Genomic DNA, 17,433 nt, shown 5'->3' with positions numbered 1-17,433 from the left:
CGGGTCGACTCAAAGGTCTCAGCAGCTAAGGCCTCAGCAGCGGGGAGTTCTCAGGCGCAGGCGAAGATATTCTCAGGCGAACTGGCTCAAACCGAGGCTCGGTGACGCCGCAAAGAAGCCTGAAACCCGCTGCTGCAGGCGTGAACCGCCATCCATCGGCGCAGCCGTTGCGGCCTCGCTGCCTGCATCCCCGACACTGCCATCACCCTCGATTGGCTCTCCAACCTTCGCGAGCGCATCGGACAGCTCGCCCTGATTTTCCTGCAGCATCTCTCCGCGCGCCTGCGCTTCCATCCTCCGCGCCTGAGAAGCAACGCGCTGATCCTGCGTCGAGGGTTCTGCTGGTGCCAGCGCAGCGCGGCGGATAACCTGCGCTTTTTCCTTGGTAGCGGTAGGATCCCCAGGCACCGGCGAGGTATCGATGGACACCTCACCGCCGACGGCATAACGATTGCCGTCAGGTCCTGATTCGTAGTCATAGCTCGGCGCCTTGGTCACATAGCGCCCGCCTGCGGCCACATGCGCCTGCTCATGCGCGCGCACTTCCATATCGCGCTGGCGCAAATCGCTCACCTCGCGCTGCTCATCGGGGGTGAGATCTTGCGCGGATTTCTTTTCATCCTCGCCCATGCGCTCGCCGTCGGACTCACCCTCGCCTGCTTCCGCGTTTCCGGCGTCATCGGACTCCTCTGCCTGCGCCCCATTCTGCGCCCCATTCAAGCCGATTTGGACTTCAGCTTGGCTGCCTGGCCCACCTTCAGGCGGGGCACCCTGCGGCGCCAAACGGGCGGCGGCTTGATTCAGCGCCGTCATTTTTCCTAGCGCAGCACCTGACTCCGCTGCCCGAAACGCTGAATTGGGGAACGTCGGGTTTAGAAAGCCAGGATTCGGCGATCTAGGGTCCGAAACGGCTGTATTGGGAGCAGCAGATTCAACCAGCGGAGCCTGACCAGGACCGGCAGGCTGACCCCAGGGTGGCTGCGACGGCGCAGCCAAGGGCCCTCGCTGACCGGCACGCACACCAGTGCCGCCAGACAGAGCTGGAAACACTGGATTGGAAGGATGCGTTGCGGAGCCGATCTGCATGTCGCTGAACAAGAATCTCTTATTTGGTGAAAAACAATCGAGAAAAAATTCCTCAAACCCTGCCCGCAGCGGAATCCCGGATAAGCTGCAGCCCGGATAAGCTGCCGCCCAGATAAAATCCGGCAGGAATGGAGGTAACGGCCAGTGGCGCTAAGACTTGAGGGCGAATTCCGCCCTTGCCAAGCTGCACCCGGACCACGACGAAAACTAATCTATGCGGTGCCCCCGCAGGACTTGCCTATTGGCGCAACGACTGGCGCACCGAGGCGACAGAGCGAATCCAGTAGCCCTGCTCGCGCAGCGCCGCTGGAAGTTTTTCAAGCGCCCGTTCGGCATCGGCGCGCGTGGGATAAGCCCCCGCGAGTACAACGACAAAATCCTGCGATTTACTTCGCGTCGGCACAAAGCGGACATCCAAATTCCCGCCCCCCTGGACATGTTGTCTCGCCGCAGCAAGCGAACGCGCGGCCGTCAGTTGAATGGTGAAATGCTCACCTGACTGCTTCAGAATCCAGTCACGATCGAGGTCGCGCTCGCCAGCCGCTGAGGTCTCTCGAGTGCCCTGCTCTGCGCCCGTCTCCTGCGTTCCGGACTCCATTGAGCCATTTGGCGAAGCATCTGGAGAATCTTCCGGCGCCGCACCTACCGCTGCCAATTCCGCCGCGGACTGCCCTTCGCCATCCCCATCCCCATCCCCATCCCCATCTCCATCCCCGGGCCCCGTGGACGGGGCGCCAGGCGCTGAACCCGCCGCGGCTGCGGTCGTTGTCGCATCCGCTGGCGCCGAGTCCGCCGCGACTGAATCGCCAGGCACAATCGCGGGAACTTGCAATTCCCGTCGTTTCAGCCGCGCTGATTCGGGTGCCGGGACCTGGGGTGCCACCTGCGGCACACCGGGGGCGAGCGGTGCTCGCTGCGGGCGCTGCGCATTCGTCACATCCCGCGGGCGCGTCGGGGAACTGGCTCCATCCGAGCTCGGTAGCTGCCAGATCAGCGGCAGCAAAATCGCGAATAGACTAAAAACAGCGACTCCGGGAACAAACCAAGGCCGGTTCCACACTGGGACTGCTTTGCCGGCAGCTGTCGCTTGCGGTTTTGCGCGCCCCTTGGACTTATTGCCATGCTTGCCCGAGCGCCCGCGGCCGGCTGTAGACCCGTTCTTGCCAGCGGGCGAGTTGGACTGGCTGCCATCATCGCGTCCTGCATCCTGTTCCGCTGCTTCCAGCGCCTGGCTCGACTTATTGCGCAATGCTTCCAGCGCGGTCATTGCCGAGACCATTGCATCACCGGGCGGCGCGGACGACGCCACCTGGGAAGCCACGGAGCGCGCGGACTGGGCCTCACCCGGCAGCGGGTCAGAAGGCGTCTCGGCGAAAGATGCGTTGTGATCGCAGGACTCCTCCAGCCAGTCCTCCGCCAGGGCGTTCAAGTATTTCGGCAAGCCGCTGCTGCTTCTTTGCAGGCGATCAATAAGCTCGCGCTTCAGCAGCGCGTCAGGCCGCGGATGCCCGGCCGTCAGCAGGCGATGGCGCATGTAGGCGAGGGTCTGCTCACGGTTGAACGCCCGCAGATGCAGTCTCAGCACCTGGGCATCGGCCTCGGCATCCAGGCCCGGCAGCGGATTGGCGGCGAACGGAGGGTCACCCACCAGAAAGAAGCGTGCGGTCGTGCCAAGGCGTTCGAGCAACTGCCGCCGCAACGACAAAAGATGCTCCAAGACCGACGCCGCAAGCAGATGCGCATCATCAATTGCCAGCAGCAGCACCCGCCCGGCACGCAGACGCTCGCCGAGGAGATGCAGCAGCGAGGCACTCGCATCCTCGCTGCCGAGTTGACTGAGATGAAACCTCAAGGTGGCATCGACGGCCTCGAAACCCACATTGGGTCGGGCACGGAAAGCAATCAGCTCGACGTCGTCGGCCAGCAAGCTCAGGATTTGCTGTAGCTGCGTGCTACGTCCCACACCGCCAGCGCCCGCCAGCACCAGCATGACACTGGGTTCAGCCAAGGCGCGCAAGGCCAGCTCACTGAAGCCATCGAGCAGCGCGTCGCGGTAGAGCGCGGAATCCTCCGGCACCGGGCCGAATGGCTCGGTGTGCAGACCGAGTTGCTCAAGGCACTCAGGTGTCAGCGACATAACAGCAAGCCGAAGGGACGCGCATCACAAGCGAACCTCCTGGACCTCTCCAAGCCGATGATGCAGCAGACTAAAAACACAACCTGATGCGCGCAATAAAGCAGTTGAACAAGAACCATGAAAGCCGGGACAAAAAACACCAACGCCAAGGCAGCTGATGGCTGGGCGGACACAATGAGCTCGGCCGTGAAAACGCCAACCAGGCGCCAGTATCCCACCATCCCTACTCTCGGCGCCCCACCACTATACCCCAATCAACAAGGCCCCGGCCCCGGCCATCAGATCGCTCCCGATCTGACAAGGTCAGTCGCGCCAAGGCCAGTCGTGCCAAGGTCAGTCGCATTAAGGTCGATCGCGCCAGAGTCGGTCGATGCATCATCGACACATCCACCACGCCCCTTTGGCAGCGCTTTGCCGCAAGCCAAGCTCAATTTTCACCTCCCCGGCCCGTTAACCCAACCATAGAGTCAAGTGCCGCCGCGGCGCATGCACGCGCGCTGCCGCGGGCGTCTTTTTTGACACCAGTCGGACCCGGAGTAATCCACCGATGAAAATTGCCAGCTCGGACATGCTGCTGCAAAGCCAGCATAAAGCAGTCAAGGAACACGAAAGCCACGAACGGCTGAACATGTGGGTGGGCGATCGCCCGAATAACAACGCCAACGTCAACACCAACGCTAGCGCCGCTGGTCAGGCACTCGCTCAGGCTCGGGCCGATACCCTTGAACTGTCGCTGCGCGCGCAGGCCACGCAACCGAAAAAAGCCTTTGCCCCCGCATCCGGTGCAAAAGCCTCTGGCGCAAAAGCATCAGGCGACGTCGACGAAACCCAAATGAGCAACAAAGACGAGCTAAAGCTCTCGCTGCTCAAGAAGATGATCGAGTCCATGACCGGCAAGAAGCTGAAACTGGCCCCCCCTGGCGAATTTACCAAGAAGATGGAAGAAGCCAGGGGTAAGGCCGAGGCCACCGCTGCCGAACTCAACAGCATTCACGCCCAAGCCACTGCCCAGCCGGCTAACGACAGTGAGAACCAGAGCGCTGGCTTTGGCATCGAGTACGACTCCTACGAGCGCCACTACGAATCCGAATCCACCAGCTTCTCTGCGCAAGGACAAGTCACCACGGCTGACGGCAAAACCATCGACATTTCCGTGGAACTGAACATGAGCCGCGAATTCCTGCGCGAGCAATCCGTCAGCATTCGCGCCGGCGATGCCCAGGTCAAAGACCCGCTGGTGCTCAATTTTGGCGGCAATGCGGCCGAGCTGACCACCACGCGTTTTGAATTCGACATCGACTCCGACGGCCGTTCGGACCAGATTGCCTTTGTCGGCCCCGACAGCGGCTTTCTCGCGCTTGATCGCAACAAGGATGGCAAGGTCAACGATGGCTCCGAACTCTTCGGTCCCGCCACTGGCGAGGGCTTCGCCGAGCTGGCCGAGTACGACGATGACGGGAATAACTGGATCGATGAAAACGACAGCGTGTATCAAAACCTGCGCATCTGGTCCAAGACCGCAGATGGAAAGGATCAACTCGTCGGACTCGGCGAGCGCGGCGTTGGTGCCATTTACCTGGGCAATATCACCACCCCGTTTGAGCTAAAAGACCAGGACAACGCCTTGCTCGGGCAAATCCGTTCATCCGGCGTGTTCCTGTCCGAGCGTGGCGCGCCCGGCACCATCCAGCAAATCGACCTCGCTGTCTGATTTCCTGGCACCGCCCTTCGGTTTTTTCACGCTGCTCCCTCATCCGCCCCGGTTGCACGGCTCGCCATCGCGCTCTCGCGCACAAAATCCGTGCTCTTCACTGCCCCTGAATACCGGTTTGCGGGTATCATTGGCGCCAGCTAGGGCGATGGACGCACCGTCGCCCTGGCCTGAACCCAAGCTTTGGTCCCAGGTCGGCATGTGCCGAATCTGGTTGCGTCGATTCGAAACAGAGGACAGCTCCATGATGCAAGAAGACGACCGTCGCGGCTTCATGCGCCTTTCAACGGAAACCAGTGCCAGCGTCACTCATCTCGGAAACCAAAAGACGGTGGATGTCAAATTGGTTGATCTCAGCGCTGGAGGCTGCAGCTTCTACGCCGACATGACGCTTGCCGCCGGCGACAAACTCGATTTCGTCGTGCGCGGCGCCACGGAGAGCATCGAGCCGCTGACCAGGCACGGTCATGTCGTGCGCATCACCGACGGCGAAGAAGGCAAACTGGTGGCCTTCGAGTTCGAAGGTTAGCTCCAGTCAAAGCGCGGCTTTGACAGGGGGGCAGGCCGCAGCATGAGCGAAACATCGCTCAGCGATCGGGCATTGCGGTTAAAACCGCAATGCCTTTCGCATCAGCAGGCCCACCACGAAACGGCTCAGGCCACGACCGGGAAGGTGGCCGTGACAGTCAAGGCAAAGACCAGCGCGCTGGCGGCTGCTCCCAGCAGTGGCTGCCAGGTCCTGCGGTAGGAGAGAAAATCCAGCCAGCCGTAGACGATGAAGAGCAGCAGGATTGCCGGGACAATAATCACCAGAAAGAACAGCTCGTTCAGGTTGAGCGCCACGGCGAGCACCAGCGACAGCAAGAACAGCACGCGGGTAAAGACCCCGGCACCGCGGGCACCACCCTGACCATGCACCAGCCAGGCATCTGCGCTGGCGTAGATCACGCTGCCAAGGAACAGCGCGAGGAAGCTCGGCCAACGCGCCAGCGGCGGGAAAAAGCTCGCGACAAAAATGTCCGTGGGCCAACCGAATGCGACAACCGCATAGATCAGCCAGGCGGCCGCACCCAAAACTAGCACGAGTGGCCCGCTCGCCCTTGACCCGTGTGGCCTATTCGACCAGCCGGGAGGAGCATCGGGCAGTGCGCCAACCAGCGCCAACGCACCCCAAGCCAGCAGGCCGTACACCAAAAAATGCAGCGCCAGGTAATCCCCGATCAGCAGCGGCAGAAAGTCGCTCGGCAGCGGCCATAAGAGCACAGGGGTAGAAACCGCCGGAGCGAGGCCGACAATGGCCAGCTTGTTCCACCTCAAGCCCGCGCCGAGCGGGCGACTCGCCAGCGGCGGTAACAGCAACGAGAGCGGCCAGGCCAGCAGACACAGACCGGCATAGAGCCAGGCCAGACCCGCGCCCGCGGTGAGAATGCCCCGCGCCGGCGGTTGATCAGGCGCGCGCCGAGCGAAGCTCGCATCCAGCCAATCGAGCGCCTCGCGCTGTGCTTGCCCATTGAAAAGCACACTGATGTGCTCGACGCCGTCGGCCATGACCAAACGGCGCGCGCCACCTGCTAACGGGTCGCCGTAGGTCGTGTCCAACTGAACCTCGGTGCCGGCCACTTCCGCCACGGCTTCAGAGCCCTGCTGATGAATCATCTCAGGCTCGAGCGCGCCGTAGAGGAACAGCAGATTGGGCGTGAATTCGGCGTCTATGGGCTCGGACAGGTAGGGCGAGACCGCGACGATGGCCTTCACCGCCGGATGGGTGGTGGCATAGCGCACCAAGATGTCCCCGGCCATGGAATGCCCGAGGAGGGCCAGTTCGGCACCGGGATTCTGGCGCTGCGCGAAAGCGACGGCCTCGGTCAGGGCCTCGAGCAAAGACGCCATGCGCTCCGGTGAACCAAGACTGCCGCCCAGCGGGGCGCGGTGGCGTCCATGGCCGGGGAAGTCGAAGCTAGCGGCGAAATATCCGTTGCGCGCCAGGTTCAGCGCGAAAGAGCGCATTAGCTGATGCGAGCCGGCGAAGCCGTGCGCAATCACCACCGCAGGAGTGGCGACCACGGCGCGCGGCCGATAGACAGCCAGCGGCAAATCGCCAACCTGCTGCCGGGAAACCTCCACCCCGGCTGCCATATTCAGCAAGGTCGAACCGCCGTAGAAGAGCGCGACAAGCCCTAGCACCAGCGGTAACCAGTGCCAGGCACGCCAGCGCGGCCGCTCGGGCACAGGCCCGGCGACGGCCGCCGCGGTCAACTCCGAAGTCACCGCAAGCCCGCTTGGCTAGGCGACTGGAGCGGCGCGTTCCTCATCGCTCAGCGCCTTCATGCTGAGACGAATGCGGCCTTGCTTATCGACCTCCAGCACCTTGACCCGCACATGGTCGCCCTCTGAGAGCTTGTCGCTAACGCTCTGCACCCGCTCCTCGCAAATCTGGGAGATATGTACCAGACCATCGCGTCCGGGCAGGATGGTGACAAAGGCGCCGAAGTCCATCAGGCGTGCGACCTTGCCCTCGTAGATCTTGCCGACTTCGACATCAGCGGTGATCAGGCGGACGCGCTTTTTCGCCTCTTCGCCAGCGGACTTCTGCACCGAGAAGATTTTGACCACGCCATCGTCGTTGATGTCGATGGTGGCGCCGGTTTCCTCGGTGATGGCGCGGATGGTGGAGCCACCCTTACCAATAACGTCGCGGATCTTTTCCGGATGGATTTTGAACTCGATGATGCGCGGAGCATGCTCGGACATCTCAGAGCGATGGTGGTCGATGACCTTGTTCATCTCACCGAGAATGTGCATCCGGCCATCTTTGGCCTGAGCCAGCGCCTGCTGCATGATCTCGCGGGTGATGCCCTCGATCTTGATATCCATCTGCAGGGCGTTAATCCCCTCGGCGGTTCCGGCCACCTTGAAGTCCATGTCGCCGAGATGGTCCTCGTCGCCCATGATGTCGGTCAGCACGGCAAATTCGTCCTGCTCTTTGATCAAGCCCATGGCAACACCAGCCACCGAGCCTTTCACCGGCACCCCGGCATCCATCAGGGACAGACTGGTGCCGCAGACGCTGGCCATGGAACTGGAACCGTTGGACTCGGTAATCTCCGAGACCACCCGCACTGAGTAGGGAAATTCCTCGATGCTCGGCATGGCGGCCATCACCCCGCGCTTGGCCAGACGGCCATGGCCGATCTCGCGCCGCTTGGGGCTGCCGACCCGGCCGGTCTCGCCGACGCAGAAGGGCGGGAAGTTGTAGTGCAACATGAAGGGCTCGCGCCGCTCGCCATCAAGGGCATCGATAATCTGCGAATCGCGCTCAGTGCCGAGCGTGGTGACCACCAACGCCTGGGTCTCGCCACGAGTAAAGAGCGCCGAGCCGTGGGTGCGCGGCAGCACGCCGGTGCGAATACTGATGGGACGCACGGTGCTGGTGTCGCGGCCGTCGATGCGCGGCTCGCCGCGCAGAATACGCCCGCGCACAATGGATTTTTCGAGCTTCTCGAGCGCGGCATAGACCAGCGCTTGCGGCCACTTTTCATCCTCTCCGGAAAGCTCGGCGTAGACCGCATTGCGCACCCGATCGAGCGCGCGATAGCGTTCCATCTTGTCCTTGATGAGATAGGCCTCGCCCAAACCAGCGGCGGCCTGGGCCGCAACCGCTTGCGCCAGTTCGGCATCGGTCGCCGCCGGGGTCCACTCCAGCGGTGGCTTGTTGACCTCGGCTGCGAGTTCCTTGATGGTATTGATGACAACCTGCATCTGCTCATGACCAAAGAGCACAGCGCCGAGCATGACATCCTCGGACAGGCCGCGCGCCTCGGACTCCACCATCAGTACGGCTTGTTCGGTACCGGCAACCACCAGATCCAGATCGCTGTCTGGGGTCAGGCCAATCATGGCGGGATTGAGCAGATATTCCCCATTCTTATAGCCGACACGCGCGGCACCGATGGGCCCATTGAAGGGCGCGCCCGAGATGGCCAGCGCAGCGGAGGCGCCGATGAGTGCGGGAACCTCTGGATTCACCGCCGGATTGAGCGACTTGACCGTGGCGATGACCTGCACCTCACGGCCAAAGCCGTCAGCGAACAGCGGGCGGATGGGGCGGTCGATCAGGCGCGAAGTGAGAATCTCGGCCTCGCTCGGGCGCCCTTCACGACGAAAAAAGCCGCCTGGGATGCGCCCGGCGGCATAGGTTTTTTCCTGATAATCGACGGTCAGCGGCAGAAAGTCTTTTTCGACAGTCGCGCGTTTGTCGATCACCACCGTGACCAGGACCACGGTGTCGTTCATATTGACCATGACCGCGCCATCGGCTTGGCGGGCGATCTCGCCGGTCTCGAGCGTTACGGTCTGATCCCCGTATTGGAAAGTCTTGGTGATATGAGTCACTGGAAATAAGCCTCGCTGGGTCTTAAAAGAGGGCTAGGTCTTGAACAGGGCTGAATCTTGGGGCGCCTGGCGCGATGCGCGAGTGCCGCGACGATCGCGTCAGGCAAAGACCGGGGCGGCGGTGCTCGCTACGAGCACCGCCGCCCCAGAGTATCAGCGACGCAGGCCGAGCTTCTGAATCAGGGCCCGGTAGCGGTCGATATCCTTTCTTTTGAGATAATCCAGCAGCTTGCGCCGAGAATTGACCATTCGCACCAAACCGCGACGCGAGTGATGATCGTGCTTGTGCTCATTGAAGTGCTCGGTCAACTGCTTGATGCGCCCCGTGAGCAGCGCCACCTGCACCTCGGGCGAGCCGGTGTCGTTGGTGCCGCGCGCATGCTCGGCGATGATCTGGCTTTTGTCTTCTGCGGTCATTGTCATTGTTTGTCTCCTATCGGGTTGAATAACCGACCTCAGGGCCTTGCAGCACCTGCCGTTTTCCCAACAATGACTTCAGGAAAACCGGCCGGACGCAGATGATTCAGTCATCAAAATCGGCTTGCAGTTTAAGGCTTGCGTCCCTCAATGAAAACGTTCCTGGAAATTTATACCAGACGCTTTGGCTGTACCCGGCCATCCTCAAGGATACTGCCCACTCCCAGAAACTGGTCGGACTGATCATAGAGGCGCACCATGCCGTCGGTTGGCGCCTGTGGTACCAGCACAGGCTGCCCTTGGGCCAGATAAAAGGCCGCGTCAGCGGACAAGCGCAACGCCGGACAATGCCCGAGCGTGGTGTCGAGTGACAGCAGCAGGGCGTCGAGTGCCTGTAGACGCTCGCGAAACGACGGGGCTTCAGCCGCGGCGTCGGCGTCGGTTGCGCTGCTTGCGGCTTGGTTGTCTTGCTCGCCATCGCGACTGCCAGCCAGATTCTGCAGCTCATCCATGGTAACGAAGCGGGTTTCGCCTTCGACATAGGGTCCGACCCCCGTGCGGCGCAGGCCGATGACATGCCCGCCGCAGCCGAGACAATGGCCGATATCCTCTGCCAGAGTGCGCACATAGGTTCCCTTGGAGCAATGCACATCAAGCTCGATATCCGGCAGCGCCACATCGAGAAGCTCTAAGCGATGAATGCGGATGGCCCGCGGCTGGCGTTCGACCTCTTTGCCCTCGCGCGCCAGCTTGTAGAGGCGCTCGCCCTGATGCTTGACGGCTGAGTACATGGGCGGCAGTTGCTGAATATCGCCGAGAAAAGGCTCCAGACAGGCGCGCACAGCCGCTTCCGTCACCCCGTCGGTCGGCTTGCGCTCGAGAATCTCACCCTCGGCGTCGGCCGTGGTGGTGGTCTCGCCCAGGCGCACGCGCACCCGGTAGCGCTTATCGGCATCAAGCAGAAAGCCTGAAAACTTGGTGGTATGGCCAAGACAAATGGGCAGCAGGCCGGTGGCAAGCGGATCAAGGCTGCCGGTATGCCCGGCCTTGGCGGCCTGATACAGGTGCTTGACCCGTTGCAGGGCGTGGTTGGATGTCTGCCCGAAAGGCTTATCGAGCAGGAGAATTCCTGCCACCTTGCGGCCCTGTTTACGTCGTCGTGCCATCGGTTTGGATACGGATCATGCAGCGCTCAAGCGCGCGGGGTCGAGTCTTCGGCATCGGCCTGCGCCTGATGCTCGGCGGGAATTGCAGCGATTGCCTCATCGATCAAAGCGCTCAGATGCTCGCCATGGTTGATCGACTCGTCATGGACGAAGTGCAACTGCGGAATGCTCCGCAGCCTTTCGGTGCGCGAGAGCTCATGGCGCAAGAAGCCCGCCAGGGGGCCGTTCAGCAGCGCCTCACGCGCCGCGGCGTCCTCATCGAGCGGGAAGCAGGTGAAGTAGGCCTTGGCATGGGAAAGATCGCGGCTGACCCGCACCTCTTGGAGCGTGACATTACCTAGCCGCGGGTCCTTGACCTGATCGCGCAGGATCACCGTGAGCGAGCGCAGCAACTCGGCACCAACGCGCTCGCAGCGCTGAAAATCCCGTCCGCTGTCGCGCGTCATAGCTCCCGCGCCCGCTCCGTCCGCACAAACACCTCGATCTGGTCACCAACCTGGACATCGTTGTAATTCTTCACGCCAATGCCACATTCGGTCCCGGCCTTGACCTCCGGCACGTCATCCTTGAAGCGGCGCAGAGACTCGAGCGCGCCCTCGTAGACCACGACATTGTCGCGCAGTACGCGGATCGGGCTGTTGCGGCGCACCACGCCCTCGGTCACCATGGAACCTGCAACGGCGCCAAATTTCGACGAGCGAAACACATCGCGCACGGTTGCCAGGCCAATGATCTCCTCGCTGACGATGGGACTCAGCAGACCAGAAATGGCCTTTTTGACATCGTCGATCAGTTCGTAGATCACCGAGTAGTAACGCAGATCCAGGCCTTTCTCCTCGACCACGCGCCGCGCCGCGGCATCGGCACGCACATTGAACCCGAGCAGAATGGCGTTGGAGGTAACCGCCAGGTTGGCGTCGGACTCGGTCAAGCCACCAACACCAGAGCCGATGATGTTGACCTTGACCTCGTCGTTCGTGTGCTTGATCAGACTGTCTCTCAGCGCCTCAAGGCTACCCTGCACATCGGCTTTCAGAATCAGGTTAACCGACTTGCGCTCGCCAGCCTTGAGCTGGCCAAAGAGGGCATCGAGACTGGCCACGCCCTGGGCATCGATCTTGGTCTGGCGATCACGCGCGGTCCGCAACTCAGCCACCTCACGTGCGCGCTTCTCGTCGGCGACGCTCATCACGTCATCACCGGCGTTGGGCGTTGCGGAAAGCCCGAGAATCTGCACCGGCGTGGAGGGGCCGGCTTCCTTCACGTTGCGGCCGTGCTCGTCGAACATCGCCCGCACGCGGCCGTACTCGGCACCGCTGACGATCATGTCCCCAGCGCGCAGGGTCCCTGACTGCACCAGCACGGTCGCGACCGGGCCGCGGCCTTTCTCCAGGCTCGACTCAACAATGGTGCCATGCACCGAGCCGGCGACAGGCGCATTGAGCTCCAGCACCTCGGCCTGCAGCAGAACCGCATCAAGCAGATCGTCGACCCCGTCACCGCTCTTGGCCGAGACCTTCACCAGCATGGTATCGCCGCCCCATTCCTCGGCGACGACCTCATGCTGCGAGAGCTCCTGCATCACCCGGTCGGGATTGGCATCGGCTTTATCCATTTTATTGACAGCCACGACAATCGGCACCTTGGATGCGCGCGCATGCTGAATGGCCTCAATGGTTTGCGGCATCACACCGTCGTCGGCGGCGACCACCAGGATGACCAAATCCGTGACCTCGGCACCGCGCGCGCGCATGGCCGAGAACGCGGCATGGCCCGGGGTATCGAGAAAACAGATGGTGCCGCGCTCGGAGGTGACGTGGTAGGCACCGATATGCTGGGTGATCCCGCCGGCTTCGCCCGCGGCCACCTTGGTGCGACGGATGTAATCGAGCAGCGAGGTCTTGCCATGGTCGACATGGCCCATGATGGTGACCACGGGGGCACGCGGCACGCGCTCAGCCGTTTCGTTCTCGGCCTCGAGGTACGCGAGAAGCGTGTCCTCGGCATCGTCATCCTGAGCCTCGACCGCTGTGTGGCCTAACTCCTCGACCACGATGGTCGCAGTGTCGCGGTCGAGCAGCTGGTTGATGGTGACCATCACCCCTTGCTTAAACAGCTCCTTGACCACCTGTGAGGCCTTGACCGACATGCGCGAGGCCAGCTCAGCAACCGAAATCGTATCGGGAATCTCTACCTCGCGCACCACCGGCGCCGTCGGGCGCTGGAAGCCATGTTTATCCTGCAGCTGCGCCTTGGCCGGTTTCTTGCGGCGACGCACCACAGGCCGGGTGACCACGGCCTCGTCATCGGAGCTGTTTTCCTCTTCGTACTCAACCTCGGCTTCGACCCGTTTCGTCCGTCCGGCTTCCTTGCGCGCGCCTTTCTTGGCCGGTTTTTCCTTCTCAGCCAGCTTATCTTTATCCCCGCGCTCGCCAGCCTTCTTGCCCGCCTTGCGGCTACGACCCTCGACCGTTCCGGTCTCGAGCTCATCAGCCGTGACGACATCCTCGACCGGCAATGCCGCGCCTTCATCCGACTCGCCAGAAAGACGTGCCAGCTCGGCCTGCTCCTCAGCCAGACGCCGCGCTTCCTCGTTGGCCTTGCGCCTTTCATCATCTTCGCTGCGGCGACGCGCCTCAGCCGCGCGCTCCTGGCGTTCGAGTTCTTCGCGATCGGCCAGTCGCCGGGCTTCTTCCTCCGCGCGACGCGCCTCAAGCTCCTCGCGACGCCGCGCATCGGCACCCGGATCACGTCCGGCTGCGGAACCGCCGGCACGCCCGGAATCGGGGCCTTCACTCCGGCGCCGACCCACGGGTTGCTCGAGCGTCTGGCGCTCGGTCCCACGCACCGCCGCGCCTTCGGCCTCGGCGTCGCCGCGGCGCACATAGGTGCGCTTGCGTCTGACCTCGACACTGACCGTCTTGCTGCTGCTGCGCTGAGCACCGCCAGGGCGCGCGCTGACCGAAGGCCGCGAGCCGCCTGCCGGACGCTGCGCCGCTGTTGTCTGGCGCAGCTCGCTGAGCGATTTGCGCTTCAATGTGACGCGGTCCGGGGAAGCGGCTTCCTCCTCGCCCTGCCTGCCATGACTGCGACGCAGGAATCCAAGCAGCTGCTTTTTTTCCTGCTCGGTAATGGTCGCTTCGGCATCGGCCGCGCTGATGCCAGCTTCGTGCAGCTGCGTGAGCAGCCGTTCGACTGGGATGCCAACTGTATTGGCCAGCTGTCTGACCGTGACTTCGCTCGTCATTCGCACCTCCGCGGGCTAGCCTTGATCCGACCGAGTTTCCTGAACGGAATTCTCCACCCCGGCGCCTTCTTGACCGGAAACCGCCTGCCCGGAATTTTCCGGTTCGGGGGCTTGCGGCTCGGAGGCATCCGGGTTGGGGCTCGAGTCAGCGAACCAGGGCTCGCGCGCTTTCATAATCAGCGCTGCTGCGCGTTCTTCGTCCATGCCATCGACCTCCATGAGCTCATCCACCGACTGCTCGGCAAGATCGTCCATGGTCGTCACCTTCCGCCGCGCCAGCTCATAGGCGAGCGTCTCGTCCATGCCAGGCATCGTCAGTAGCTCGGCGCTCGGCTCGGCGTCGATTTCCTCCTCGCTGGCGATGGCGCGGGTCAGCACCAGATCTTTGGCGCGCTGGCGCAGCAGTTCCACAATCTCGTCGGTAAACTCGGCAATTGCCTCCAGTTCAGCCACGGGCACATAGGCCACTTCGTCCACCGTGGTAAAACCTTCCTCGACCAGCACCGCCGCGACGCTCTCGTCAATATCGAGTTGCACCATGAAATGCTCGACCAGCCGTTGGCCTTCTTCCTCGCTCTTGGCCGCGGCATCCTCCTCGCTCATCACGTTGAGCTCCCAGCCCGTCAACTGGCTGGCGAGCCGCACATTCTGCCCGCCGCGCCCGATGGCCTGGGACAGGTTTTCTTCCTTAACCGCCACATCCATGCTGTGCGCTTCCTCGTCGATCACGATGGAGACGACGTCAGCCGGGGACATGGCGTTGATGACAAACTGCGCCGAGTTCTCATCCCACAGGATGATGTCGACCCGCTCGCCATTTAGCTCGTTGGAGACCGCCTGCACGCGCGAGCCGCGCATACCGACACAGGCTCCGACCGGATCGATACGCGGGTCCGAAGTGCGCACGGCAATCTTGGCACGCAGGCCGGGGTCGCGCGCGGCGCCGAGAATCTCGATGGTGCCCTCGCCTACCTCCGGCACCTCGAGCCGAAACAGCTCGATCAGCAACTCAGGCGCGGTGCGGCTCACGAACAGCTGCGGCCCCTTGAGCTCCGCGCGCACCTCATAGAGCAAGCCGCGCAGGCGATCCCCCGGGCGCACTGACTCGCGCGCGATCATCTGATCGCGCGGCACCAGCGCCTCGGCGTTGCTGCCGAGATCGAGCGCAATGGTATTGCGCTCGGCCTTCTTGACGATGCCCGTGACCAGCTCACCCTCGCGATCCTTGAACGCCTCGACGATCTTCGCCCGCTCGGCCTCGCGCACCTTCTGCACAATGACCTGCTTGGCGGTCTGCGCGGCGATGCGCCCGAACAGGACGGATTCGATCTCCTCTTCGATGAAGCCGCCGAGCTCAATGCCGGGTTCTAGCTCCACCGCCGCAGACTGCGTGATCTGGCGTTCGGGCGCTTCGAGCGGCTCACCGTCAGGATCGGGCACCACCTCCCAACGCCGGAAGGTGAGGTAATCGCCGCTCTGGCGGTCGATGCTGACGCGCGCCTCGATATCGCCGCCGTGCTTTTTGCGTGTCGCCGAGGCGAGCGCCGCTTCCATCGCCTCGAAGATAATCTCCTTGGCGACGTCTTTCTCGTTCGAGACGGCCTCGACAACCAGTAGAATCTCTTTGCTCATGCGTGCTATCCGCGCTCGACAAATACCTTTGCGGGTGAGCGCATCCGCTGCAGCTCATTGGCTTTAGGTTGCCAATCCCGCTAAAAACCTATTGCTCATTGTTCTGGCCCATCACAGCAGCGGCACCAAGCGGGCGCTCTCGATCAATGCCAGCGGCAGGGAAGCGATTTCGCCATCATCAAGCCTCAGACACAGCTGTTGCCCTGTCATGTGCCCGGCCATACCGGCCTGCGATTCCCCGACCAGATCAACCGGCGGTGGCTCGCTGCCATTGGCGCCTCCACTGGTGCCCACGCCGGCGACCACACCGGCCAGCATGCCCTCGAAGTTGCGCCGTCCGTTTTGCTTCTCGGCCAGGCGCACGCGCGCTCGCTGCCCCTCGAATCGGCGCATCTGCTCCGCCGTGAACAAGGGCCGATCCAGCCCGGGCGAGGACACTTCAAGCTCATATTGACCAGGAATCGGGTCATCAAGATCAAACTGACCGCTGAGCTGGTGGCTGACCAGCGCGCAGTCATCGACGGTGATTCCTTCTTCCCGATCAATAAAGACCCGCACGACCGCATGACGCCCGCCGGCGACGTGCTCGACGCCGACCAACTCATAGCCAAGCGGCTCGATCACCGCCCTTGCCAGTGCGGTCAGCTTCGGATTCGCCTGACGCATGCTCCGTCCCCGGCCAACTTCCCCAAAAAAAACTTGAGCCCCAAACAAACCTGGGCCCCAAACAAACCTGGGCCCCAAACAAACCTGGGCCCCAAACAAACCTGGGCCCCAAACAAAAAATGGGCGCAAGGCCCAACGCTTAAGCTGTCGCCTTAGGTGCCTGGACAACAGCCACAAAACCACAAAAAAACCCCGATCACGGGGTTTGATGATTGCCCTGCGCTGGCTCCCTGCGCTGGCGATCGCGCGCGCTAGATCGCACCCGCAACGAGCAATCACCTTCACTTAAGCCGTCTGAATATACAGACTATGGCTTCGTGGCGCAAGATAGTCGGGTTATTTCGCGCCCGCGCCGGGAGGGTTCCGGGCAGATCGCAGCAGGCAGCAAGCGCGCGCGGAGCCCCGGACAGAGAGTCATCCATGCCTTTCACCTCAGATGAACAAGCCCGCCTCGCACATCTGCGCTCGGCGGTCGAACAGCGGGTGCGAGAACTGCTCGCGACCGCTCAAGGCGAACTTGGAATCGCGCCACCGCCTCCGGAAATTCGCTTCGACTTACGCGGCCAGAGCGCCGGGCAGGCGCGCTGCGATGCGCGCGCCCGATGTGTCGTGCGTTTCAATCCCTGGCTGCTGCTGCGCCACGGCGAAGAGTTCATCGACCAGACAGTGCCCCACGAAATCGCGCACTGGCTGACATTCAAGCGGTTCGGCCGCAGGGCCCGCCCTCATGGACCGCAATGGCGCGAACTGATGGTGCTGTTCGGCGCCGAGCCCCGGCGCTGCCATGATTACGATCTCAAAGAAATCCCACACCGCCGAGTGAGCAGTCACAGCTACCACTGTTCTTGTCAGGAACATCGCCTGAGCGCGGTGCGGCATAACCGTGCGCGCAAGGGCCAGACCTATCTGTGCCGACGTTGCGGTCAGCCCCTGAAGCAGGGGCCGGCGCCGTTGTTTCGCGCACCGACCTGAGTGTTCC

General features: G+C 62.7%; 13 protein-coding genes. 3 read left to right on the top strand and 10 right to left on the bottom strand.

Features of this window, described 5'->3' with window-relative positions:
* Positions 1–72 precede the first annotated feature (72 nt).
* Both Thiosp_RS04390 and Thiosp_RS04385 read right to left on the bottom strand, forming a co-directional pair.
* Positions 73–813, bottom strand: a complete 741-nt coding sequence (locus Thiosp_RS04390; protein WP_201066846.1) for a putative metalloprotease CJM1_0395 family protein — start codon at positions 811–813, stop codon at positions 73–75.
* Positions 814–1,324: 511 nt separating this feature from the next.
* Positions 1,325–3,223 (bottom strand): AAA family ATPase, encoded by a 1,899-nt coding sequence (locus Thiosp_RS04385; RefSeq protein WP_323696833.1) that lies wholly within the window; start codon positions 3,221–3,223, stop codon positions 1,325–1,327.
* A 547-nt stretch (positions 3,224–3,770) separates the two neighbouring features.
* Between Thiosp_RS04385 and Thiosp_RS04380 the strand changes: the two genes are divergently transcribed.
* Both Thiosp_RS04380 and Thiosp_RS04375 read left to right on the top strand, forming a co-directional pair.
* Entirely contained in the window at positions 3,771–4,934 is a 1,164-nt protein-coding gene (locus Thiosp_RS04380; protein ID WP_201063813.1) for a hypothetical protein, read from the top strand.
* Between the two features lie 244 nt (positions 4,935–5,178).
* Entirely contained in the window at positions 5,179–5,463 is a 285-nt protein-coding gene (locus Thiosp_RS04375; protein WP_201063815.1) for a PilZ domain-containing protein, read from the top strand.
* 125 nt (positions 5,464–5,588) lie between these two features.
* On the opposite strand, the gene Thiosp_RS04370 is transcribed toward Thiosp_RS04375, so the two are convergent.
* The 8 genes from Thiosp_RS04370 to Thiosp_RS04335 all read right to left on the bottom strand — a co-directional run bounded on the left by Thiosp_RS04370 (position 5,589) and on the right by Thiosp_RS04335 (position 16,454).
* A complete protein-coding gene (locus tag Thiosp_RS04370; RefSeq protein WP_242518282.1) occupies positions 5,589–7,190 on the bottom strand; it encodes an alpha/beta hydrolase in 1,602 nt (533 codons plus the stop codon).
* A 27-nt stretch (positions 7,191–7,217) separates the two neighbouring features.
* On the bottom strand, positions 7,218–9,326 hold the full coding sequence (gene pnp / locus Thiosp_RS04365; protein ID WP_201063817.1) for a polyribonucleotide nucleotidyltransferase: 2,109 nt from the start codon (positions 9,324–9,326) through the stop codon (positions 7,218–7,220).
* 153 nt (positions 9,327–9,479) lie between these two features.
* The gene (gene rpsO, locus Thiosp_RS04360; protein ID WP_201063825.1) at positions 9,480–9,749 is read right to left on the bottom strand and encodes a 30S ribosomal protein S15; all 270 of its coding nucleotides are present in this window, start codon (positions 9,747–9,749) and stop codon (positions 9,480–9,482) included.
* A gap of 164 nt (positions 9,750–9,913) precedes the next feature.
* On the bottom strand, positions 9,914–10,909 hold the full coding sequence (gene truB / locus Thiosp_RS04355; RefSeq protein ID WP_201063827.1) for a tRNA pseudouridine(55) synthase TruB: 996 nt from the start codon (positions 10,907–10,909) through the stop codon (positions 9,914–9,916).
* A 26-nt stretch (positions 10,910–10,935) separates the two neighbouring features.
* Positions 10,936–11,355, bottom strand: a complete 420-nt coding sequence (gene rbfA / locus Thiosp_RS04350; RefSeq protein WP_201063831.1) for a 30S ribosome-binding factor RbfA — start codon at positions 11,353–11,355, stop codon at positions 10,936–10,938.
* A complete protein-coding gene (infB, locus tag Thiosp_RS04345; RefSeq protein WP_201063833.1) occupies positions 11,352–14,156 on the bottom strand; it encodes a translation initiation factor IF-2 in 2,805 nt (934 codons plus the stop codon). Before infB ends, rbfA begins: the two co-directional genes overlap by 4 nt.
* 15 nt (positions 14,157–14,171) lie before the next feature.
* Positions 14,172–15,788: a transcription termination factor NusA gene (gene nusA / locus Thiosp_RS04340; protein ID WP_242518283.1), complete on the bottom strand. Its 1,617-nt coding sequence runs from the start codon at positions 15,786–15,788 to the stop codon at positions 14,172–14,174.
* Between the two features lie 111 nt (positions 15,789–15,899).
* A complete protein-coding gene (locus Thiosp_RS04335) occupies positions 15,900–16,454 on the bottom strand; it encodes a ribosome maturation factor RimP (RefSeq protein WP_201063836.1) in 555 nt (184 codons plus the stop codon).
* A gap of 420 nt (positions 16,455–16,874) precedes the next feature.
* Between Thiosp_RS04335 and Thiosp_RS04330 the strand changes: the two genes are divergently transcribed.
* Entirely contained in the window at positions 16,875–17,426 is a 552-nt protein-coding gene (locus Thiosp_RS04330; RefSeq protein ID WP_201063838.1) for a SprT family zinc-dependent metalloprotease, read from the top strand.
* Positions 17,427–17,433: the final 7 nt, after the last annotated feature.

Origin of the sequence: Thiorhodovibrio litoralis (assembly GCF_033954455.1) — a bacterium.
Lineage (GTDB): Bacteria > Pseudomonadota > Gammaproteobacteria > Chromatiales > Chromatiaceae > Thiorhodovibrio > Thiorhodovibrio litoralis.
The sequence above is the reverse complement of the archived record's forward strand: the minus strand, read 5'-3'. Positions and strand labels throughout refer to the sequence as shown.

Excerpts from the sequence above, each read along its gene's own strand:
- Thiosp_RS04390 (WP_201066846.1), bottom strand. The coding sequence starts at position 813 with ATGACGGCGCTGAATCAAGCCGCCGCCCGTTTGGCGCCGCAGGGTGCC.
- Thiosp_RS04385 (WP_323696833.1), bottom strand. The coding sequence starts at position 3,223 with ATGTCGCTGACACCTGAGTGCCTTGAGCAACTCGGTCTGCACACCGAG.
- Thiosp_RS04380 (WP_201063813.1), top strand. The coding sequence starts at position 3,771 with ATGAAAATTGCCAGCTCGGACATGCTGCTGCAAAGCCAGCATAAAGCA.
- Thiosp_RS04375 (WP_201063815.1), top strand. The coding sequence starts at position 5,179 with ATGATGCAAGAAGACGACCGTCGCGGCTTCATGCGCCTTTCAACGGAA.
- rpsO (WP_201063825.1), bottom strand. The coding sequence starts at position 9,749 with ATGACAATGACCGCAGAAGACAAAAGCCAGATCATCGCCGAGCATGCG.
- truB (WP_201063827.1), bottom strand. The coding sequence starts at position 10,909 with ATGGCACGACGACGTAAACAGGGCCGCAAGGTGGCAGGAATTCTCCTG.
- rbfA (WP_201063831.1), bottom strand. The coding sequence starts at position 11,355 with ATGACGCGCGACAGCGGACGGGATTTTCAGCGCTGCGAGCGCGTTGGT.
- infB (WP_201063833.1), bottom strand. The coding sequence starts at position 14,156 with ATGACGAGCGAAGTCACGGTCAGACAGCTGGCCAATACAGTTGGCATC.
- nusA (WP_242518283.1), bottom strand. The coding sequence starts at position 15,788 with ATGAGCAAAGAGATTCTACTGGTTGTCGAGGCCGTCTCGAACGAGAAA.
- Thiosp_RS04335 (WP_201063836.1), bottom strand. The coding sequence starts at position 16,454 with ATGCGTCAGGCGAATCCGAAGCTGACCGCACTGGCAAGGGCGGTGATC.
- Thiosp_RS04330 (WP_201063838.1), top strand. The coding sequence starts at position 16,875 with ATGCCTTTCACCTCAGATGAACAAGCCCGCCTCGCACATCTGCGCTCG.